The organism is Photorhabdus akhurstii (assembly GCF_019090985.1).
Lineage (GTDB): Bacteria > Pseudomonadota > Gammaproteobacteria > Enterobacterales > Enterobacteriaceae > Photorhabdus > Photorhabdus akhurstii.
Genome location: NZ_CP020335.1, coordinates 5459372 through 5482206 on the forward strand (window position 1 = coordinate 5459372; position 22835 = coordinate 5482206).

The 22835-nt window shown below is 45.3% G+C and carries 13 protein-coding genes, 3 tRNA genes, 3 rRNA genes and 1 pseudogene; 7 read left to right on the forward strand and 13 right to left on the reverse strand.

Going from position 1 to position 22835, the window contains the following annotated elements; translation table 11 throughout:
• The first annotated feature begins 55 nt into the window (after window positions 1-55).
• The 5 genes from B0X70_RS23475 (at window position 56) to B0X70_RS23495 (ending at window position 5953) form a co-directional block, all read left to right on the forward strand.
• Window positions 56-1321: a beta-ketoacyl-[acyl-carrier-protein] synthase family protein gene (locus tag B0X70_RS23475; RefSeq protein ID WP_040150229.1), complete on the forward strand. Its 1266-nt coding sequence runs from the start codon at window positions 56-58 to the stop codon at window positions 1319-1321.
• The gene (locus B0X70_RS23480; RefSeq protein WP_040150231.1) at window positions 1318-2133 is read left to right on the forward strand and encodes a MaoC/PaaZ C-terminal domain-containing protein; all 816 of its coding nucleotides are present in this window, start codon (window positions 1318-1320) and stop codon (window positions 2131-2133) included. The genes B0X70_RS23475 and B0X70_RS23480 overlap by 4 nt, the downstream gene beginning before the upstream one ends.
• Window positions 2134-2189: 56 nt before the next feature.
• Entirely contained in the window at window positions 2190-2933 is a 744-nt protein-coding gene (gene fabG, locus B0X70_RS23485; RefSeq protein ID WP_040150234.1) for a 3-oxoacyl-ACP reductase FabG, read from the forward strand.
• Between the two features lie 322 nt (window positions 2934-3255).
• Window positions 3256-4428 carry a multidrug efflux MFS transporter periplasmic adaptor subunit EmrA gene (gene emrA / locus B0X70_RS23490; protein WP_214040247.1) on the forward strand — a complete coding sequence of 391 codons (1173 nt, stop codon included), beginning with the start codon at window positions 3256-3258 and terminating at the stop codon, window positions 4426-4428.
• A 7-nt stretch (window positions 4429-4435) separates the two neighbouring features.
• Complete coding sequence (locus B0X70_RS23495; RefSeq protein ID WP_217470514.1) at window positions 4436-5953, forward strand: DHA2 family efflux MFS transporter permease subunit; 1518 nt, start codon at window positions 4436-4438, stop codon at window positions 5951-5953.
• Between the two features lie 137 nt (window positions 5954-6090).
• Here the strand turns inward: B0X70_RS23495 and ilvA are convergent, their stop codons facing one another.
• The 6 genes and pseudogenes from ilvA to ilvL form a co-directional block, all read right to left on the reverse strand.
• A complete protein-coding gene (ilvA, locus tag B0X70_RS23500; RefSeq protein WP_036809839.1) occupies window positions 6091-7665 on the reverse strand; it encodes a threonine ammonia-lyase, biosynthetic in 1575 nt (524 codons plus the stop codon).
• 4 nt (window positions 7666-7669) lie between these two features.
• Window positions 7670-9520, reverse strand: coding sequence for a dihydroxy-acid dehydratase (gene ilvD, locus B0X70_RS23505; protein WP_105398518.1), 1851 nt, complete (start codon window positions 9518-9520; stop codon window positions 7670-7672).
• Window positions 9521-9621: 101 nt separating this feature from the next.
• A complete protein-coding gene (locus B0X70_RS23510; RefSeq protein ID WP_217470515.1) occupies window positions 9622-10548 on the reverse strand; it encodes a branched-chain amino acid transaminase in 927 nt (308 codons plus the stop codon).
• Window positions 10549-10571: 23 nt separating this feature from the next.
• On the reverse strand, window positions 10572-10829 hold the full coding sequence (gene ilvM / locus B0X70_RS23515; protein ID WP_036779619.1) for an acetolactate synthase 2 small subunit: 258 nt from the start codon (window positions 10827-10829) through the stop codon (window positions 10572-10574).
• Window positions 10826-12471 (reverse strand): annotated as a pseudogene (gene ilvG, locus B0X70_RS23520) (acetolactate synthase 2 catalytic subunit). The gene ilvM and the pseudogene ilvG overlap by 4 nt, the downstream one beginning before the upstream one ends.
• Before the next feature lie 138 nt (window positions 12472-12609).
• A complete protein-coding gene (gene ilvL / locus B0X70_RS23525; RefSeq protein WP_071647081.1) occupies window positions 12610-12708 on the reverse strand; it encodes an ilv operon leader peptide in 99 nt (32 codons plus the stop codon).
• Between the two features lie 644 nt (window positions 12709-13352).
• Between ilvL and B0X70_RS23530 the strand changes: the two genes are divergently transcribed.
• Window positions 13353-14876: a YifB family Mg chelatase-like AAA ATPase gene (locus B0X70_RS23530; RefSeq protein ID WP_217470516.1), complete on the forward strand. Its 1524-nt coding sequence runs from the start codon at window positions 13353-13355 to the stop codon at window positions 14874-14876.
• 46 nt (window positions 14877-14922) lie between these two features.
• Here B0X70_RS23530 and B0X70_RS23535 read toward each other — a convergent pair whose 3' ends face one another.
• Entirely contained in the window at window positions 14923-15261 is a 339-nt protein-coding gene (locus B0X70_RS23535) for a MaoP family protein (protein WP_036779611.1), read from the reverse strand.
• A gap of 125 nt (window positions 15262-15386) precedes the next feature.
• Here B0X70_RS23535 and hdfR point away from each other — a divergent pair, with 125 nt between their 5' ends.
• Entirely contained in the window at window positions 15387-16223 is an 837-nt protein-coding gene (gene hdfR / locus B0X70_RS23540) for an HTH-type transcriptional regulator HdfR (protein ID WP_217470517.1), read from the forward strand.
• Window positions 16224-16976: 753 nt separating this feature from the next.
• On the opposite strand, the gene B0X70_RS23545 is transcribed toward hdfR, so the two are convergent.
• The 6 genes from B0X70_RS23545 to B0X70_RS23570 form a co-directional block, all read right to left on the reverse strand.
• Window positions 16977-17052 (reverse strand) — tRNA-Trp (locus tag B0X70_RS23545).
• 9 nt (window positions 17053-17061) lie between these two features.
• A tRNA-Asp gene (locus tag B0X70_RS23550) sits at window positions 17062-17138 on the reverse strand.
• Between the two features lie 203 nt (window positions 17139-17341).
• A 5S ribosomal RNA gene (gene rrf, locus B0X70_RS23555) occupies window positions 17342-17457 on the reverse strand.
• Window positions 17458-17602: 145 nt separating this feature from the next.
• A 23S ribosomal RNA gene (locus B0X70_RS23560) occupies window positions 17603-20621 on the reverse strand.
• Between the two features lie 189 nt (window positions 20622-20810).
• A tRNA-Glu gene (locus B0X70_RS23565) sits at window positions 20811-20886 on the reverse strand.
• 83 nt (window positions 20887-20969) lie between these two features.
• Window positions 20970-22515, reverse strand: a 16S ribosomal RNA gene (locus B0X70_RS23570).
• The 16S, 23S and 5S rRNA genes sit together here with 3 tRNA genes alongside, the layout of an rRNA operon.
• Between the last annotated feature and the right edge of the window lie 320 nt (window positions 22516-22835).

Here is a 22835-nt window from a genome sequence, read left to right on the forward strand (position 1 = left end):
TTGTATTAGAAAATAAAGCATGTCACCAAGAAATGAATTTTGGAGATAATGTTTCATGAATATTCAAACAGGCTATCGTCGCGTTGCCGTCACAGGTTATGGTTCTATCTGTTCTCTTGGGCAAAATACCCAAGAAATTTGGGATGCAATCCTAAATTATCGGGTAGGCTATAAAAAGGAAGAACACCCAGACGCTTCCGTTGTAGCAAAGTTTTTCGGCAATATTCCTTTCTCTCCTGATGTATCACGGTTTTCCAAAAAATTATTAAAGAACCTACCCAAATTCAGCAAACTTGGGCTAATTGCGGCGGATGAAGCAATCAAGATGGCATTTGGTAACGATAAAGCCGCTCTTGACGAAAATTATTCCCCTTTTGAACGCGGCGTCATTTTTGGTACTGGCTGGGGTGGAGAAGATGCAACCGTTGAAAACAGCCATTCTTATGCTGATCAAGGCATTGCCTCACCGATGACCAATATCATGTCTATGCACAGCGTAGGGACAGCGGCGATTTCAATGAACTGGAATTTACGGGGATACCAAAATACCCCGGTTGCAGCTTGTGCAACCGGCAGTATGGCGATAGGCGATGCGTTTGAACTTATCCGCAGTGGACGCACTAAAATGATGCTGGCAGGTGGCGGTGAAAGCATCAGAGATCCATTCATCGTCTGGAGTATCGACATTCTTGGGGCACTGAGTAAAGAGCAGGAATCTGTCGAAAAAGCCTGTTGTCCATTCAGCCAAGATCGTAGTGGTTTCGTTATGTCAGAAGGGGCAGCAATATTATGTCTTGAAGACTATGACAGCGCTGTTGCCAGAGGCGCCAAAATATTGGCGGAAGTGATTGGTTATGGCAATTACTCTGATGCGTCAGATATGACTGCCCCAGCACCTGATTGCAAAGGACGAGTCATGGCTATTCAGATGGCGCTGGAACAGGCCAAACTCTCTACCTCAGATATTCACTATATTAATGCTCATGGGACATCAACCCCACTCAACGACATTAACGAAACCGATGTTCTAAAAATGAGCCTAGGCGAACACGCTTATCGTATTCCTATTTCCAGTACAAAATCCTATACAGGCCATCTTATTGCCGGAGCCGGAGCAATTGAATCTATTTTCTGCATCAAAGCAATAGAGACAGCAACGATCCCCGCAACTATGCACCTAAATAATCCTGATCCGCTATGCGATCTGGATTATGTCCCCAATATCCACCGGACTCACCAAGTTATTGACACGGCTTTAAATGTTAATTATGGCTTCGGTGGTACAAACTGTGCGCTTATTTTTAGGAAAGCCGACAGATGAACGTTCAATTCAGCAAAGAAGATCTCAGTCAATGGGCTAAATTCTCTGGCGACTACAATCCTATCCATTTTGATGAAAAAATCGCAAGAGAAGTTGGGTTGGGTGGTATTGCAGTACACGGCATGCTGGCAATGATCCCGCTCAAAAGCGGATACGATTATCTGTCACAACCAAATAGGGAAATGGGCAGACAGTGGCACGTTAATTTGCGCAATCCCGTCCCTCTGGATGCCTGCTATTGTGTTAAAACTAAGCATACTGACCGAAATGGGAAAACGACCTTTAATCTGCAAGACGAAACAACTAACCTGAAACCTCTAGTTGGTCACTATAGTTGTTTTGATTTTTCACAAAAAACTAGACTTCCTGAAAAACCACGTTGCCAAGTTCCCATACAAGAGACAATAAAAAAATCCCTTGAATTCAAACATACTTTTCCGGAAGTCAATGAATTCTGGATCTTTCTCGATGCTCTGATGTTTTATCTTTTCATGCAGCAAAGTGCCAAAACCGCACTAGCAACAGAATTTAAAACCTATTTTGGCAAACAAGAACATGATGAAACATGCCTCAAAGACCTTATTGTCTTGCATGTCATGCACACCGTGAGTTTTTCTCCCGCGCTGCTCAATCGCCAAATCCCAGATGAAATGCCGAATATCGAATATACGATCCTGCCAAAAGATACATTCGATGTTGATGGCTCGTTATACGGTACGTTGGAAATCCCGATCTGGCTGAATGGAGAAATCTCTTTAGTTGTTGAGATGAGCCTGATGGGAACAACAAAAAGAAAGCAGATTGCCAACTAAGATTTGATGAATGCGGTATTGGCAGACGGATGGCAAAAATTTAGAGGAATAACTTAATGAGTATCAGCACACCTTGGGTTTTTATTTCAGGAGGATCACGTGGTATCGGCAAAGGCATAGTAAAAATGCTGGCTGCTCAGAACTATCACGTGGTTTTTACCTATAAATCAAGCACAAATGAAGCTCAAACATTGTGTCAGGAAATTGAACAGCAAGGTTATCGCTGTGAGGGCTATCAATGTGATGTCTCAAACGCAGAAGAAGTGAAAATATTGTCAACAGAGCTTATCTCACGATATGGCTCTCCCTATGCCATCATCAATAACGCCGGAATTACACAAGATGCATTGCTAATAAATATGAAAGAAGAAGAGTGGCACAATGTGATTTCTACCAATCTTTCTTCTGTTTATTTAGTCAATCACGCTTTTCTCCCTGAAATGATTACTGCGGGAGAAGGCTGCATTATCCACATGAGCTCAGTCACTGCGTTTAAAGCCAACTCAGGGCAAGTTAATTACGCTGCAACCAAAGCCGCTATGATCGGTATTACCCGCTCACTAGCAGTTGAAGTTGGCCGATTTAATGTTCGGGTCAATACCGTTGCGCCAGGCTTAATTGATACTGAAATGCTGGGTCATATCCCTGCATCACATAGGAAAAAACTATTGTCTAACATCCCATTGGGCCGTTTAGGTTCAGTGGAAGATATTGCTCTGACAATCAATTTCCTGCTCAGCCCTGGGGGACGCTATATCACCGGACAAACGTTCGTTATTGATGGAGGAATGACGGCCTGAGTCAGTTAAGTAATTAACATCAATGGCTTCGTATCCCTACTCTGTGATTATTTGTACCCAGATAAATGTTCTGGGTACTGACACAAAATACCGTTAATCATTGCCAGATAGACAATCCAGCCTATCTGATAAATGTTAATAACGATAATAAACAATTTTAATATTAAATCATTCTTTTGGCGTTAAGTGCTAAATATTAGCAATTTTCATTTTATCAAATGAGAAGAACTTGACCTTGTAGTCGACTCCAAGGTGTTTAATCAAATATAAGCACATTATTTAAGACGAATTTACTTTTAATCACTGCGATGGGAGAGGACATATGGCCGGAGAAATACAATCACCTCCGCTTAATGAGAAAAAGTCAAAGCGTAAATTAGCACTGATCCTCGCAGCTCTCTTATTTGTTTTTGCCGGGTTGGGTTACTTCGCCTATTGGCTTATTTCACTACGTCATTATCAAGCGACTGATGATGCCTACGTTGTTGGTAATCAGGTACAAGTGATGGCCCAGATCACCGGTAGCGTAACCGCTATTTATGCCGATAATACCGACTTCGTTCAGCAAGGCGATATTCTGCTACGTTTAGACTCTATTGATGCGGAACATGCTTTTGAACGAGCGAAAAATACATTGGCTAATAATGTCAGGCAAACCCACCAAACCATTATTGATAATGAAAAACTATTGGCTAACATTGAGCTCAAACAAACGGTATTACAACAGGCTCAAGATGATTTAAAACGACGTGAACATCTGGGACTCACCGGTGCTATCGCCAAAGAAAACCTGATTCATTCCCGCAATAGCGTGCAAATGGCAAAATCTGAGCTGAATGTTGCCCGACAACAATATTATGCCAACCAAGCATTAGTTATAGACACTCCATTAGATCAACAACCTAAGATTAAACTGGCTGCTTCCCAGCTTCGCGATGCATGGTTAACCTTACAGCGTACCCAGATTGTAGCGCCGGTAACAGGCTACGTTTCACGCCGCAGTGTTCAAGTAGGCTCACAAATAAAAAGCGGCGCTCCCCTAATGGTTATCGTACCCGCTGACCAACTTTGGGTCGAAGCTAACTTCAAAGAAGTTCAACTCTCCAATGTCCGTATCGGTCAACCTGTAACACTGGTGAGTGATTTCTATGGTAGTGATGTCACTTATCAGGGCCGAATTGTAGGTCTTGATATGGGTACTGGCAGCGCATTTTCTTTACTACCGGCACAAAACGCCACCGGTAACTGGATCAAAGTGGTTCAACGTTTACCTGTCCGTGTTGAACTAGCAGCACAACAACTTATTGATCATCCTTTACGCATCGGTTTATCCATGCATGCCACGGTTGATACCCGAAATCGGGATGGTCTGGTGCTTGCCAATACGCCTCGCAACAGCATTGTTTATGAAACCAACGTCTTGACTTACAACACCGGAGAAATTGATCAGCTAATTAACGAAATCATTCAAGTTAATACCAGTCAAAATAAGTGAGGTTAACATGCTAAAAGAGCCATTATCAGGAGCCAAACTTGGCTGGCTAACCCTGGCTTTAGCATTAGCCGCTTTTTTACAAATATTAGATCTGACTATTGCTAACGTTGCAATATCAACAATTGCTGGAGATCTGGGTTCATCAGTATCACAAGGTACTTGGGTAATTACTTCATTTGCTGTTGCAAACGCGATCTCTATCCCATTAACTGGCTGGTTAGCAAAACGGTTCGGGGAAGTCCGGGTTTTCTTAGTTTCAATGATCTTGTTTGTGATCACTTCCTGGTTGTGTGGTATTGCCAATAGCCTGGAAATGTTGATCATTTCCCGCGTTCTACAAGGTATCTCAGCCGGGCCAATTATGCCCCTTTCGCAAAGTTTGTTACTCAACAACTATCCTCCGCTAAAACGCAATATGGCTCTGGCAATGTGGTCAATGACTATCGTTGTCGCTCCGGTTTGTGGCCCCATACTTGGTGGTTGGATCAGTGACAACTATCATTGGGGATGGATCTTCCTCATCAACGTTCCGGTTGGCTTTGTTGCCATTGCTATCACCTGGATATTGTTAAAAGACCGGGAAACTGAAACAACGGCTAGGTCAATTGATGTCATAGGGCTAATTTTATTGGTCATCGGTGTTGGTTGTTTTCAACTATTACTCGATAGAGGAAAAGAGCTTGATTGGTTCAATTCAACAGAAATTATTGTATTAGCCATTACCGCCGTCATTGCCATCACTTTCCTAATTATTTGGGAACTCACCGACGATGATCCGATCATTGACTTATCACTATTTAAATCTCGTAATTTTACTATCGGTACCTTATGTATCAGTTTGGCTTTCCTACTCCACATAGGCACGCTGGTTTTGCAACCTCAATTATTACAAATGGTGTTTGGTTACACAGCAACTTGGGCAGGATTAGTAATGGCTCCATTAGGAATAGTGCCGATAATGCTCGTTCCACTCATTGGTCGTTTTAGTTCAAAAATTGATATGCGTTATTTAGTTATGTTCAGCTTTATCATTTTTGCACTCTGTTTCTTTTGGAGAACAAATACCTTTGAGCTATCAATGGACTTTGCCACCGCTGCCTGGCCACAATTTATTCAGGGCTTTGCTATCGCCTGTTTAATTATGCCACTAACAGCCATTATACTATCTGACGTTGAACCCGCTAAAATCGCCTCTGCCGGTAGCTTGTTCAACTTTTTACGCACTCTGGCAACATCCGTAGGGACTTCAATTACCACCACCATGTGGTCCCGTCGCGAAGCTGTCCACCACGTTCAGTTAACTGAATCGATAACTCCCCATAAACCTATTGCCCAACAAGCCTATGAAAAAATGGGACAATTAGGGATGTCGCAAGCCCAAACCAGCCACTCTCTGGCACGTGAAATCACGAATCAGGGCTTGATTATTGCCGCTAACGAGATTTATTGGCTATTTGGCTTTATTTTTCTGATCTTGCTGATCTTTATCTGGTTGGCAAAACCCACTGTTGGAGAAAAGAAATAGCACAATGATCAAAGAATTTGTTATAGAATTCTTTCCAATGGAACCTCGGTGAATATTAAATCTTGTCAAAATAGCCCCTTACCAAGGCGCTATTTTGTCGTTTTATAGAATACATTTTTTCATTACCAAGACACCGATCAACCTCCGGTTGTTTCAGACGCCTGGCACATTAAAAAGAATTTAAACGCGGGGGTATCCGTCTCATCGTGATACGCATAACCTAATGCATCAAGGTGACGCTTAAAACGCACTTCCGTGCCTGACAATTCAAATGCGGCTAACACCCGGCCATAATCTGTACCATAATTGCGATAATGGAATAATGTAATATTCCAGTAAGTTCCCAAAGTTTGTAGGAACTTTAATAAAGCCCCCGGCGATTCAGGAAATTCAAAACTAAACAAGCGCTCTTTCAATGGCTTAGATGGACGACCGCCGATCATATAGCGAACATGTAATTTCGCCATTTCATCATCTGAAAGATCAGCAACCTGATACCCTGCGGTACGCAATTCCGCGATAATTTCCCGTCGCTCCATCTCACCACGACTCAGGCGAACACCAACGAAAAGACAAGCCTGATCAGGATCAGCATCCGTATAACGATAATTAAATTCTGTTACCACCCGATCGCCCAACTTCTGGCAAAAACTCAGGAAACTCCCTTTATGTTCAGGAATAGTCACTGCCAGCAATGCTTCCCGCTGCTCGCCCAATTCACAACGCTCAGAGACATAACGCAATCCGTGAAAACTCACATTAGCACCAGAAAGAATATGCGCCAGTCGTTCACCTTTAAGCTGATACTGCTGAACATACTTTTTCAATCCAGCTAGTGCCAATGCGCCGGATGGCTCAGCAATCGCACGTACATCTTCAAACAGATCTTTTACCGCCGCACAAATAGCATCACTGTCCACTGTGATAACAGCATCCACATATTGCTGACACAAACGAAATGTTTCATCACCGATACGCTTAACAGCAACACCTTCAGCAAATAAGCCAACTCGTGGTAAATCTACCGGATGTCCAGCTTCCATTGCCGCTTTCAGGCAAGCTGAATCTTCCGCTTCCACTCCAATGACTTTAATCTCTGGCATCAGTTGCTTAATCAACACTGCCACTCCAGCAATCAAACCACCACCACCAACAGGTACAAAGATGCGATCCAAGCGCACATCCTGTTGTAAAAGTTCCATCGCCAGTGTTGCCTGACCCGCGATTACAGCGGGATGATCAAACGGAGGAATAAAGGTATAACCCTCCTGTTGTGCCATTTCTATTGCTTTAGCTTTAGCCTCATCAAAATTAGCGCCATACAACAGAGCCTTACCGCCGAAACGACGGACTGCATCAACTTTAATATCCGCAGTAGTAACCGGCATAACAATCAGAGATTTAATTCCCAAACGATTGGCAGAAAGCGCCACCCCCTGAGCATGATTACCGGCTGACGCAGTAATCACTCCTCGGTTTTTTTGTTCCTCAGTCAAACCTGCAATCATGGCATACGCACCACGGAGCTTAAAACTGTGAACAGGTTGTCGATCTTCCCGCTTTACCAAAATAGTATTTCCCAAGCGGGCAGAAATTTTCTCCATTTCCTGCAAAGGAGTCACCTGAGCAACTTCATAAACCGGCGCGCTTAATGCCGCTTTCAAATACTCTGCACCGTTTGGTGCGGAAGTTAAGGGAAGAAATGCAGCCATGCGATTATCCCCCTAACTTAGATTTATCACGGACAGCGCCTTTATCCGCACTGGTCGCCAATGAAGCATAGGCTCTCAGGGCAAACGAGACCTGACGTTCACGAGCTTTCGGCGTCCACGCGTTATTACCGCGGGCAAATTCAGCCTCTTGACGGGTAGCAAGTATCTTTTCATCTACATCAAGTCGAATTTTCCGCAATGGAATATCAATATCAATAATATCGCCATCTTGAACCAAACCGATTAGCCCTCCATTAGCCGCTTCTGGAGAAACATGGCCGATCGACAAACCCGAGGTACCACCAGAAAAACGCCCATCTGTAATCAATGCACAGCTTTTACCTAGCCCCATAGATTTCAGATAAGTCGTCGGATACAACATTTCCTGCATGCCGGGCCCACCTTTTGGCCCTTCATAACGAATGACCACCACATCACCCGCAACAACTTTTCCACCCAGGATCGCATCAACCGCATCTTCCTGACTTTCGTAAACTTTGGCTGGCCCACGGAACGTCAGGCTGTCCTTATCCACCCCCGCGGTTTTTACAATACAACCATCTATAGCCAAATTACCAAATAGAACTGCAAGACCACCATCCCGACTATAAGCATGTTCAATGTCGCGAATACACCCTTCTACACGGTCGGTATCCAACGAAGGCCAACGACAATCTTGTGAAAATGCCTGAGTAGTACGGATACCCGCAGGGCCTGCCGAATACATCTCCTTTACTGACTCATCCGCCGTTTGCATCACATCGTACTGATTAAGCGTTTGTAACAAATCCAGACCCAAAACATTTTTAACCTGACGATTCAACAGACCCGCTCTATCCAGCTCACCTAAAATACCGATCACACCACCAGCACGATGAACATCTTCCATATGGTATTTTTGTGTACTTGGTGCAACCTTACAGAGATGAGGGATCTGACGAGACAAACGATCAATATCCGCCATAGTGAAATCCACTTCCCCTTCCTGCGCCGCAGCCAGTAAGTGAAGCACAGTATTAGTTGAGCCACCCATTGCAATATCCAACATCATCGCATTTTCAAATGCGGCTTTCGTTGCAATACTACGCGGTAGAACACTATCATCATTTTGTTCATAATAGCGCTTAGTCAGCTCAACAATGCGTTTGCCTGCATTCAGAAACAACACCTTGCGATCTGCATGAGTAGCCAGTAATGAACCGTTCCCCGGTTGAGACAAGCCCAACGCTTCTGTCAAACAATTCATAGAGTTAGCGGTAAACATGCCTGAGCAGGAACCACAGGTTGGGCAAGCTGAGCGCTCAATCTGGCTACTATCCTCATCACTGACATTCGGGTTCGCACCTTGGATCATGGCATCGATCAGATCCAATTTGATAATCTGATCTGACAATTTAGTTTTACCCGCCTCCATAGGACCACCGGAAACAAAAATCACCGGAATGTTCAGGCGCAATGCCGCCATCAGCATACCTGGGGTAATTTTGTCACAATTGGAAATACACACCATCGCGTCCGCACAATGTGCATTCACCATATATTCAACAGAATCAGCAATTAATTCACGTGACGGCAGAGAATAGAGCATACCACCATGCCCCATTGCGATACCGTCATCCACCGCTATGGTATTGAACTCTTTTGCAACACCGCCTGATGCTTCAATCTGTTCAGCAACCAGTTTACCTAAGTCCCGCAAATGAACATGCCCGGGAACAAACTGAGTAAATGAGTTAACTACTGCAATAATCGGTTTACCAAAATCTGCATCGGTCATCCCTGTCGCGCGCCATAAAGCGCGAGCTCCAGCCATATTGCGACCATGAGTCGTAGTGGCAGAACGGTACTTAGGCATTATTTTCACTCCCGTGTCATCAAAACAGGCGGGGAACGAACCGCCCGTTAAATTATTTATAGTTCTACTAAAGGTATAGTTCTATTAAAGGTATAGTTCTATTAAGGATTGACCGGATCTAACCAGCCCCATTTATCGTCTGTCGTGCCATCAAACAAACCAAAGAAAGCTTGTTGAATTTTCTTAGTAACAGGCCCGCACTTACCGATACCAACCCGAATATCATCAACACTGCGAACAGGTGTGATTTCAGCCGCTGTACCTGACATAAAAACTTCATCAGCCAGGTACAAAGATTCACGCGACAATACCTGCTCACGCACTTCCAGCCCCAAATCTTTGGCTAATTTGATAATGGCATCACGGGTAATTCCTGGTAATGCAGATGAAGTAAATGGTGGAGTGAACAATATGCCCTCTTTTACTTCAAACAGATTTTCACCCGCACCTTCAGAGATATAACCATAAACATCCAGCGCAATACCTTCTTGATATCCACGACGACGGGCTTCACTACCTACCAAAAGTGAAGACAGGTAGTTACCACCTGCTTTGGCCGCAGTTGGTATTGTATTTGGCGCCGCACGATTCCATGAAGAAACCATCGCATCAATCCCTTGATCCAGTGCTTCTTCTCCCAGATAAGCTCCCCAAGGAAAAGCAGCGATAATAACATCCGTTTTATAGCCAGCCGGTGGATTAACCCCCATGCCAACATCACCGATAAAGACTAGTGGGCGTATATAAGCACTGACTAAATTATTTTTACGCAGAGTTGCCCGACATGCTTCCATTAATTCATCGACACTTTGGCTCAACGGCATGCGATAAATCTTTGCAGAATCATGTAAACGCTGCATATGCTCACGATGACGGAAAACCACGGGCCCTTTATGAGAGTCATAGCAGCGAATTCCCTCAAAAACAGAGGTGCCATAATGTAAAGCATGGGACATGACGTGAACTTTAGCATCTGCCCAAGGAACCATCTCACCATTGAACCAAATGTAATCGGATTGCTTCGTCATTCTCTTATTCCTTTATTTCTACGTTATGCACGTATGAGTTGTGATTTTTGTTGCAGGATCTTGACGCCAGCGACATCCACTAATTTAGCCAGTTGTGAAGACAATAAATTAACCGGTTTTTGGCTGGCGACAATTAATTCGATATTAACATTATCGCCATCCATTGTTTGATCCATATTCATGGAACAGATCTGAAATCCACGATGACGCGTTACCCGTAAGATACGCTCTAATATTTCAGGACGGAAACGAGCATGGATTGCAAGTTGATGCTGCATCATAATGATTTCTCCAACATAGTTTCATTGCTTGCACCGGGAGGGACCAACGGCCAAACGTTCTCTAATTCCTCAATAGATACCTGTAATAAATAGGGACCCTTACTGGCAAATAATGCATTCAGCGCTTCATTAATCTGTGATTTATCCGTGATATGTTGCCCCGGAATATCAAAAGCTTTCGCTAATGTGACAAAATCAGGGTTATCTGTTAATGTCGTTTCGCTATATCGCTTATCAAAAACAGCTCCTGCCATTGCCGCACCATTCCCAACCGCTGGTTATCCAACAATAAAATTTTTACTGGTAATTGTTTGCGTTTAATTGTCCCCAATTCCTGAACATTCATCATGAAAGAACCATCACCAGATACACAGATCACCATATCTTCCGGTCGAGCGATCTGAGCGCCAATCGCAGCAGGGATACCAAATCCCATCGAGCCCAACCCACTAGATGTAATAAAATTTTCAGGCCCATCAAAAGTCATATGCTGAGCTGTCCACATTTGATGCTGTCCAACATCGGTAGTAATAACCGTATTACATGCTTTACGATCTGAAACCTGCTTCAATAACCAAGGCGCATAGATACTCTCCCCCTGATGGTCATAACACCAAGGATATTCAGCTTTCAGAGATTTCACTTCCTGTTGCCAGGGCATAATTGACAATGGTTGTTGCAAACGGGGCAATAATGCCTTCACATCCCCCAGTAACGACACATGAGCCTGACGTAATTTACCCAACTCTGCCGGATCGATATCCAGATGAATAACTTTTGCACGTGGAGCAAAAGTATTAAGTTTGCCAGTCACACGATCGTCAAAACGAGCACCCACAGCAATCAACAAATCACATGACTGAACGGCAAGATTGGCCGCTTTCGAACCATGCATCCCAAGCATGCCCAGATAACATGGATGTTCTGAATCAGCAGCTCCCAAACCTTTCAACGTAGAAACAACCGGCATACCTGTTTCCACAACAAAATCTCGCAGAACAGAAACCGCTTGAGACATTCCTACTCCACCACCGACATACAATACTGGCTTTGCCGCAGCCGCAATCATCTTCCGAGCTTGTTCTAATTCACTTTCCGAACAGGGCGCTTTTTGCTCAACGGGTACCAAATGTGGAACCAAACTCCCCTCTTTCAGCTGAATATCTTTAGGAATATCAATCAAAACTGGGCCAGGTCGACCACTAGTGGCAATAGAAAAGGCTTCCGCCATAATTTGAGGTAAATTTTCCAGTGAATCCACTAAGAAACTGTGTTTGGTACAAGCAAGGGAGAGACCTAAAACATCGACTTCTTGAAAGGCATCAGTTCCAATCAATTCAGAACCAACCTGACCAGTGATAGCAACAACAGGAACAGAATCTAACAACGCATCGGCTAATCCAGTGATTAAGTTTGTTGCTCCCGGTCCCGATGTAGCGATACAAACTCCCGGCTTACCACTGGCTCTCGCATAACCGATTGCAGCCATAACCGCCCCCTGTTCATGCCGACAAAGCAAATGCTCCACACCACCATCGTACAAAGCATCATAAACCGGCATGATCGCACCACCAGGGTAGCCGAAAACCTTATCAATCCCCTGCGTTCGTAATGCTTTTACAACCCACTGCGCCCCGTTCATTTTTCATATCCCCTGTGTTTACCCTGTGAGACAAGATTTTGTTTTGTTGTATGTTTCCGTCTCTATCTGATTTTGCTTGTCGAAAAAAAACCCCCGCGCCTTTCGGTGCGGGGGTCTTCGAGAGATCTGGCTGTTTTTCTAAGCCTTTCTTCGTCCAAGTGCTGCCCCGCACGGTGGGATAATAATCACCACCACGCTGACAATAATTAGGCTAATCACTAGGACAAATGTGTTCATAATCTTGGTCGTTTAATTCGTTTGTTTAATCTATATTTAAGAGTTATCACGTTCTTCATAGCTTGACAACATTTATTTTGTTTTATTATTCGATATGAAAAAATACTGTTTATTTTCAAGTAAATACTTGTAATTTAGATTATTTATCTATTAAATGATCTAATTTAAGTGATAAAAACCAACTGATTAGATATAAACAAAACAACACACAAAGCGGTAACATAAAAAACAAATCATTCAACTATAACCAAAAGTAAAGATCTTATTATTAATCACCCAGGTGATAAAAACTCCTCATTAAAAATAAAGCAGAATGATATAACACGCTAAATTTATTCACTGTGAAAAATATATAAATTTTAATTTCAAATAAACTATTTCAATAAAACCAATCTAAAAACACGACTTAAATAAAACCTCATAATATGAATATAAAAATAATCAATTTTATAATCTAAGCTAAAAACAATAAAATCATAAAAATCAATCAAATAAAATAAAAATTACTTAATAATGATTTCAAAAAAGTCTTTAGCGTTGCTTCACAAAATATTTATTAGAGCCGCTTCGCAAAAAAATAATAGAAAACTATTTATTATCTAATTTCAGTCCATCATATGCCCTTTCTTACGAAGGAGAATAGGATGGCCCTCGCTGTTATTTATACCAGAGCGACTATAGGTATTCATGCCCCAATTGTTACTGTTGAAGCCCATATTAGTAATGGCTTACCTGGATTAACTTTGGTTGGTTTGCCTGAAACAGCCGTAAAAGAAGCAAGAGATCGTGTCAGAAGTGCGTTGATCAACAGCGGGTTTACCTATCCGTCTAAAAGAATCACCGTCAATCTTGCTCCCGCAGATCTTCCCAAGGAAGGTGGTCGTTATGATTTGCCGATCGCTATCGCTATTCTGGCCGCTTCAGAGCAAATACCTACCAGTACTCTAAATCATTATGAGTTTCTTGGTGAACTCGCTCTATCCGGTGGTCTACGAAAAGTTAACGGCGCAATTTCAGCCGCTCTCAGCGCAGGAGAAGCAGGAAGGCAACTTATTCTACCAACAGAAAACGCAATAGAGCTGGCAATCTTATCTCAGAATGAGACGTTAATGACAGAACACCTCTTACATATCTGCCACTTCCTTCAGGGAGAAAAACAACTACTGACAACAACGATCCAACATAAGCCCTCAACAGAGCCATCACAGCCAGATCTTCAGGATATTATTGGTCAGGAACAAGCAAAACGCGCACTGGAAATCACAGCAGCAGGCGGACATAATCTTTTACTACTTGGCCCACCAGGGACAGGGAAAACAATGTTGGCAAGCCGTCTATGTAGTTTATTACCGCCATTAACAAACAAAGAAGCCCTTGAGGTAGCCGCTATCAATAGCCTGGTGGATACCTACCTTCCACCAGAACAATGGCATACACGCCCATTCAGAGCGCCTCATCACAGCTCTTCAATGGCAGCACTGGTTGGTGGTGGTGGGCTGCCAAAACCTGGTGAAATTTCACTTGCTCACAATGGGGTGCTATTTCTAGATGAACTACCTGAATTTGAACGTAGAGTCCTTGATGCTCTCAGAGAACCACTGGAATCAGGGGAAATAATTATCTCCCGAGCCAGAGCAAAAGTTTGTTTTCCTGCTCAAGTTCAATTGATAGCGGCAATGAATCCCAGCCCGACAGGCTACCATCAGGGAATTCACAATCGAAGTAATCCTCAGCAAATACTTCGATACCTGGCAAAACTTTCTGGACCTTTTTTGGATCGTTTTGATCTCTCAATTGAAGTTCCTCTGTTACCCATTGGAACATTGAGTAGCCCTTTTAGATCAAGCGAAAGCAGTAAAGATGTAAGATTAAGAGTGCTGGCAGCGCGAGAAATACAATTGAAACGCTGTGGAAAGATTAATGCTCATCTGAATAGTAAAGAGACAGAGGCATTTTGTAAGCTCAAACCTAACGATGCTGTATTTCTAGAACAAACGCTAATGAAATTAGGGCTTTCAATCCGAGCATGGCACCGAATTCTGAGAACATCCCGGACACTTGCCGACTTAGAAGAAAAAAAAGAGATAGAAAAACCACATATCATGGAAGCCTTAAGCTACCGCAGTATGGACAGGCTATTAATACAATTACAAAAACAATCGGGTTAGAAATGAAAAAGGGGCAAAGCCCCTATATTCACAATTTGTGATGATATTAATCATCAGTGTCGGTATAGTCATCAGAAGCATCGATCTGAGGCTTACCGCCTGAAAGAGTATGAAAACGTTTTGGACGACTAATCCTTGCAAGATATTTGGTCCATACTTTTTCTTCCATTGTCACAGGCTGCCGTTCACCCCGGCAAACAGCAACAAACAGCTCTTCTACTTCTGTTTGAGGCTCGCGTTTACCAAGATCTAACTCATTGAACGCATAACCGTGGCGCTCTAGCAATTGCGCCTCTTTAATGGTGAAATCCCCATGACGGGAGAACCCACGAGGGTAATTTTTGTTATCAAAAAAACGATTAGTCGTGATGAAGCTTTCGGCCATCTGACACACTCCTAATTCTAGTACTGTTACTATCATGCCAATTATGGCGCGGAGTATTAGATAGGCCTGGCGTTCTGTAAAACAAAAAATTTAAATCTTAACGATAAATATTATTGGAGATATATGTGGACACTGAATTACTGAAAACCTTCTTGGAAGTCAGTAAAACTCGTCACTTTGGGAGAGCAGCCGAATCATTGTACCTGACGCAATCAGCAGTTAGCTTTCGCATACGCCAGCTAGAAAATCAATTAGGTACCCATCTTTTCACTCGCCATCGCAATAACATCCGTCTTACAGCGGCAGGAGAGCGCCTTGTTCCCTATGCTGAATCACTGATGAGTACTTGGCAGTTGGCTAAAAAGGAGATAATGCACGCTTCTCAACATACTGAATTAACAATTGGTGCCACCGCATCACTATGGGAAGCATATTTAACCCTCTGGTTACAAGATTTCTATAAAAAACATCAGGAATTAAGATTAGAATCTCGGGTTTCTACACGACAATCCCTTGTTAAACAACTTCATTCTCGTGAATTAGATCTGTTAATCACTACCGAACCACCTAAAATGGATGAGTTCCAAAGCCTATTATTAGGGAATATTTGCTTGAAATTATTAACAACAGAAGAAAATCTGAAATGCCAAATTAAAAATTACATCAAACTAGAATGGGGAGCTGATTTCCATCATCAGGAACAACGGATCTTAAAAAGTGAGCAGCTACCCATCATCACAACCACTTCAGCACATATAGCCCGCCAACTACTCAATAGCGTAAGAGGAGCCGCCTTCTTACCAATACACTGGCAAAATGAACATCCAGAACTGGTTTCTTATCCAAACACTGAACTAATTGAACGTCCATTATATGCTATATGGCTACAAAAAAATGATCAGCAAGCATTCATTCAACAGCTATTAAAAATACCTATCATACATACTTCTGCAAGAGGTTAAGAAGTTTTCATATAAATCATTCAATCAGTAAGTATGTGTTCTGCAAAACTTATGGATAGCAATACTATACGAAAACAGGAATGAAAATAGTAAGGGAGAAAGAAGTTTCAGATAGAGCATAAAGTGGGATTACTTTTTTATCTTCCCACATATAGCTCCTTATTTACCAAATAATCCTTACGTATAGTTTGAAATTATGACTTGAATCAGACATAGTGTTCCTACCTTATCGTTTTAGGTATCCTTTCCTTCAATTCAAGCCTTTCTTAAGAAAAAAACTTCGTAATCAAAATATTAGATAAAATTCTTTCGCATATATCCTCCAGACACTTAGTTCAGAAGAGCTTTTACTAGTATGGAAATTGCCAGAAAGTCTAAAAGGTTACCTATAAGAATTCACTTCGATAATAGATAATTAGAAAGAAAGGTTTTATTGCTACAAGATCGAATAATATTGAGGAAAGACTATTCAACTGAAAGCGTTTAACAACATCTATAATGAATTCAAATCGATGGCAACATTGGCTTTACGAACCAGACGATATTTGGAAATGAATTCTCCAAGTGATACCATTTCTGGGGAAAAAGTTCGCATAAAGGGATTTTTAGTGTAATAGCAAATCCGTTTTTCTTACAAAGCTTCATAGAAAAAGGCGCTGACCAAAAGCCAGCGCCTTATCAATAATCTTATCTAAGCAGCATATATGGGTAACCACTACTATAAACTATCTTAGTTGCCGCTGAGCTTATAACTGGCAGGGGCGGAGAGACTCGAACTCCCAACACCCGGTTTTGGAGACCGGTGCTCTACCAATTGAACTACGCCCCTAAATTAAGGTGGCGGTGCGGACGGGGCTCGAACCCGCGACCCCCGGCGTGACAGGCCGGTATTCTAACCAACTGAACTACCGCACCACCGAATTCTCTGTGATTTATATCGCTTGCTACGATATAAAACTTACATACCAACTTTTGCAGTTTACCGAACAGCTTGCTTGCCATTCACCCTTCGGACCGCCGCCCCTCGCGACGCTCAAATCCATCTGCGACAGATTTGTCCTACTCACTGCTATTTGTGCTTTATGCTGCCTTTCATCGCAACACAACGCTAAAGTCAAGCCTGGCAGTGTCCTACTCTCACATGGGGAGACCCCACACTACCATCGGCGCTACGGCGTTTCACTGCTGAGTTCGGCATGGGGTCAGGTGGGACCGCCGCGCTATCGCCGCCAGGCATATTCCGTTTTATTCCAACCCTTGTCTGACTCTCCGTCAACACAACCATTGGAACCAATCTCTGAACAAGCTGAAATCTGTCTCTCTTCTGTCTTCCGACTTCTGTTTGCTGTCTTCCGACACCAAAACCCCTTCGGCGTTGTAAGGTTAAGCCGCTCGGTTCATTAGTACTGGTCAGCTCAACGCATCGCTGCGCTTACACACCCAGCCTATCCACGTCTTCGTCTTAAACGTTCCTTCCGTGACTCTAAGTCAAGGGAAGACTCATCTCAAGGCAAGTTTCCCGCTTAGATGCTTTCAGCGGTTATCTCTCCCGCACTTAGCTACCGGGCGATGCCATTGGCATGACAACCCGTACACCAGCGGTGCGTCCACTCCGGTCCTCTCGTACTAGGAGCAGCCCCTTTCAATCTTCCTGCGCCCACGGCAGATAGGGACCGAACTGTCTCACGACGTTCTAAACCCAGCTCGCGTACCACTTTAAATGGCGAACAGCCATACCCTTGGGACCTACTTCAGCCCCAGGATGTGATGAGCCGACATCGAGGTGCCAAACACCGCCGTCGATATGAACTCTTGGGCGGTATCAGCCTGTTATCCCCGGAGTACCTTTTATCCGTTGAGCGATGGCCCTTCCATTCAGAACCACCGGATCACTAAGACCTACTTTCGTACCTGCTCGAGCCGTCACTCTCGCAGTTAAGCTGGCTTCTGCCTTTGCACTAACCTCACGATGTCCGACCGTGATTAGCCAACCTTCGTGCTCCTCCGTTACGCTTTGGGAGGAGACCGCCCCAGTCAAACTACCCGCCAGACACTGTCCTCAGCCCGGATAACGGGCTTAAGTGAGAACATCGAGCATTCAAGGGTGGTATTTCAAGGATGGCTCCATGCAGACTGGCGTCCGCACTTCCAGGCCTCCCACCTATCCTACACATCAAGGCTCCATGTTCAGTGTCAAGCTATAGTAAAGGTTCACGGGGTCTTTCCGTCTTGCCGCGGGGACACTGCATCTTCACAGCGAGTTCAATTTCACTGAGTCTCGGGTGGAGACAGCCTGGCCATCATTACGCCATTCGTGCAGGTCGGAACTTACCCGACAAGGAATTTCGCTACCTTAGGACCGTTATAGTTACGGCCGCCGTTTACTGGGGCTTCGATCAAGAGCCTCGCCTTGCGGCTAACCCCATCAATTAACCTTCCAGCACCGGGCAGGCGTCACACCGTATACGTCCACTTACGTGTTTGCACAGTGCTGTGTTTTTAATAAACAGTTGCAGCCAGCTGGTCTCTGCGACTGGCTTCGGCTCCGGAGGCAAACTCCTTCACCTGCCGCCAGCGTGCCTTCTCCCGAAGTTACGGCACCATTTTGCCTAGTTCCTTCACCCGAGTTCTCTCAAGCGCCTGAGTATTCTCTACCTGACCACCTGTGTCGGTTTGGGGTACGATTCAATGTCACCTGATGCTTAGAGGCTTTTCCTGGAAGCCGGGCATCAACCACTTCACTGCCGTAGCAGCTCGTCATCACGCCTCAGTGTTACAGAAGAGCGGATTTGCCTGCTCCTCCCACCTACACGCTTAAACCGGGACGACCGTCGCCCGGATGGCCTAGCCTTCTCCGTCCCCCCTTCGCAGTCACATTCAGTACAGGAATATTAACCTGTTTCCCATCAGCTACGCCGTTCGGCCTCGCCTTAGGGGTCGACTCACCCTGCCCCGATTAACGTTGGACAGGAACCCTTGGTCTTCCGGCGAGCGGGTTTTTCACCCGCTTTATCGTTACTTATGTCAGCATTCGCACTTCTGATACCTCCAGCGGGCCTCACAGCGCCACCTTCAACGGCTTACAGAACGCTCCCCTACCCAATGACACCTGAATGTCATTGCCGCAGCTTCGGCGCATGGTTTAGCCCCGTTACATCTTCCGCGCAGGCCGACTCGACCAGTGAGCTATTACGCTTTCTTTCAATGATGGCTGCTTCTAAGCCAACATCCTGGCTGTCTGGGCCTTCCCACATCGTTTCCCACTTAACCATGACTTTGGGACCTTAGCTGGCGGTCTGGGTTGTTTCCCTCTTCACGACGGACGTTAGCACCCGCCGTGTGTCTCCCGTGATAACATTCTTCGGTATTCGCAGTTTGCATCGGGTTGGTAAGCCGGGATGGCCCCCTAGCCGAAACAGTGCTCTACCCCCGAAGATGACTTCACGAGGCGCTACCTAAATAGCTTTCGGGGAGAACCAGCTATCTCCCGGTTTGATTGGCCTTTCACCCCCAGCCACAGGTCATCCGCTAATTTTTCAACATTAGTCGGTTCGGTCCTCCAGTTAGTGTTACCCAACCTTCAACCTGCCCATGGCTAGCTCACCGGGTTTCGGGTCTATACCCTGCAACTCATTCGCCCAGTTAAGACTCGGTTTCCCTGCGGCTCCCCTATACGGTTAACCTTGCTACAGAATATAAGTCGCTGACCCATTATACAAAAGGTACGCAGTCACCCCACCCCAAAACGCTCCACTGCTTGATTAGTGTGTTGGGCGTCGCTACCGCTCCGCCAACCGTCATCTGAGATGACGTTACGCATTTTGTGCGCCACGCAAAGCGAAACGCTTTGGTGGTGGGGCTCCCACTGCTTGTACGTACACGGTTTCAGGTTCTCTTTCACTCCCCTCGCCGGGGTTCTTTTCGCCTTTCCCTCACGGTACTGGTTCACTATCGGTCAGTCAGGAGTATTTAGCCTTGGAGGATGGTCCCCCCCTCTTCAGACAGGATTTCTCGTGTCCCGCCTTACTCGTCGAACTCACAGCCATGCCACCTTCGAGTACGGGGCTGTCACCCTCTCTCGCCGGCCTTTCCAGACCGTTCCTCTGATGCTATGGCTGATGCTGGTTCTGGGCTGCTCCCCGTTCGCTCGCCGCTACTGGGGGAATCTCGGTTGATTTCTTTTCCTCGGGGTACTGAGATGTTTCAGTTCCCCCGGTTCGCCTCATTAACCTATGGATTCAGTTAATGATAGTGCGACGCATCGCACTGGGTTTCCCCATTCGGACATCGCCGGTTATGGCGCTTCATATCAGCTTACCGACGCTTTTCGCAGATTAGCACGTCCTTCATCGCCTCTGACTGCCTAGGCATCCACCGTGTACGCTTATTCGCTTAACCTCACAACCCGAAAAAGTCTCGGATTGCTCAGCTTGAGAGACTCCCCAATAATACCTCGTCGATATTACTGAGTGTTTCAATTTTTCAGCTTGTTCCAGATTGTTAAAGAGCGTATATCGCTAAACCGATTATCACAAATCCGCTTAAAGATACATTGATGACAACGCCTTTCACCCGTTATCCCGCAAGTGGCGTCCCCTAGGGGATTCGAACCCCTGTTACCGCCGTGAAAGGGCGGTGTCCTAGGCCTCTAGACGAAGGGGACTCAATAGTCAGCTTCGCAGACTCAACTTGCGCTCTGCTTTCATCAGACAATCTGTGTGAGCACTGCACTCAACCTATCTCAGGTAAGGAGGTGATCCAACCGCAGGTTCCCCTACGGTTACCTTGTTACGACTTCACCCCAGTCATGAGCCACAAAGTGGTCAGCGCCCTCCAAAAAGGTTAAGCTACCGACTTCTTTTGCAACCCACTCCCATGGTGTGACGGGCGGTGTGTACAAGGCCCGGGAACGTATTCACCGTAGCATGCTGATCTACGATTACTAGCGATTCCGACTTCATGGAGTCGAGTTGCAGACTCCAATCCGGACTACGACAGACTTTGTGTGTTCCGCTTGCTCTCGCGAGGTCGCTTCACTTTGTATCCGCCATTGTAGCACGTGTGTAGCCCTACTCGTAAGGGCCATGATGACTTGACGTCATCCCCACCTTCCTCCGGTTTATCACCGGCAGTCTCCTTTGAGTTCCCACCTCGACGTGCTGGCAACAAAGGATAAGGGTTGCGCTCGTTGCGGGACTTAACCCAACATTTCACAACACGAGCTGACGACAGCCATGCAGCACCTGTCTCTCAGTTCCCGAAGGCACTTCGCTGTCTCCAGCAAATTCTGAGGATGTCAAGAGTAGGTAAGGTTCTTCGCGTTGCATCGAATTAAACCACATGCTCCACCGCTTGTGCGGGCCCCCGTCAATTCATTTGAGTTTTAACCTTGCGGCCGTACTCCCCAGGCGGTCGATTTAACGCGTTAGCTTCGGAAGCCACAGCTCAGGGCCGCAACCTCCAAATCGACATCGTTTACAGCGTGGACTACCAGGGTATCTAATCCTGTTTGCTCCCCACGCTTTCGCACCTGAGCGTCAGTCTTCGTCCAGGGGGCCGCCTTCGCCACCGGTATTCCTCCACATCTCTACGCATTTCACCGCTACACATGGAATTCTACCCCCCTCTACGAGACTCCAGTCAACCAGTCTTAGATGCCGTTCCCAGGTTGAGCCCGGGGATTTCACATCTAACTTAATTGACCGCCTGCGTGCGCTTTACGCCCAGTCATTCCGATTAACGCTCGCACCCTCCGTATTACCGCGGCTGCTGGCACGGAGTTAGCCGGTGCTTCTTCTGCGGGTAACGTCAAGGCCCAGCCCTGTTCAGGCTCAACCCTTCCTCCCCGCTGAAAGTACTTTACAACCCGAAGGCCTTCTTCATACACGCGGCATGGCTGCATCAGGCTTGCGCCCATTGTGCAATATTCCCCACTGCTGCCTCCCGTAGGAGTCTGGGCCGTGTCTCAGTCCCAGTGTGGCTGGTCATCCTCTCAGACCAGCTAGGGATCGTCGCCTAGGTAGGCCATTACCCTACCTACCAGCTAATCCCATCTGGGTTCATCCGACGGCGTGAGGCCCTTTCAGGTCCCCCACTTTGGTCTTGCGACATTATGCGGTATTAGCCACCGTTTCCAGTGGTTATCCCCCGCCCCCGGGCAGATCCCCAGACATTACTCACCCGTCCGCCGCTCGTCAGCAAAAGCGCGAGCGCTTTCCTGTTACCGCCCGACTTGCATGTGTTAGGCCTGCCGCCAGCGTTCAATCTGAGCCATGATCAAACTCTTCAATTCAAAGCTTGATGCTCAAAGAATTCTGACTAATTAGTTCGTAATGAATTAACTGTTGTTCACTCTTCAAGACTTTAAAACGTATTTTTTTGTGATACGGTCTTGTGAGTGCCCACACAGATTGTCTGATTAATTGTTAAAGAGCAGGCTGAATCAAAAAATCATATTCTCGCTCAGCCGGGCTGCGTATACTACGCCTTTCGCCCGCAGAGTCAAGCGCTTATTCGCTTTCCTTCTGCCTGACCTCACAATGTTTATCAGCGTTGTGTCGGTCAGTGGTGGCGCATTATAGGGAGCTCAGATTTTTATACAATACTTTTTTT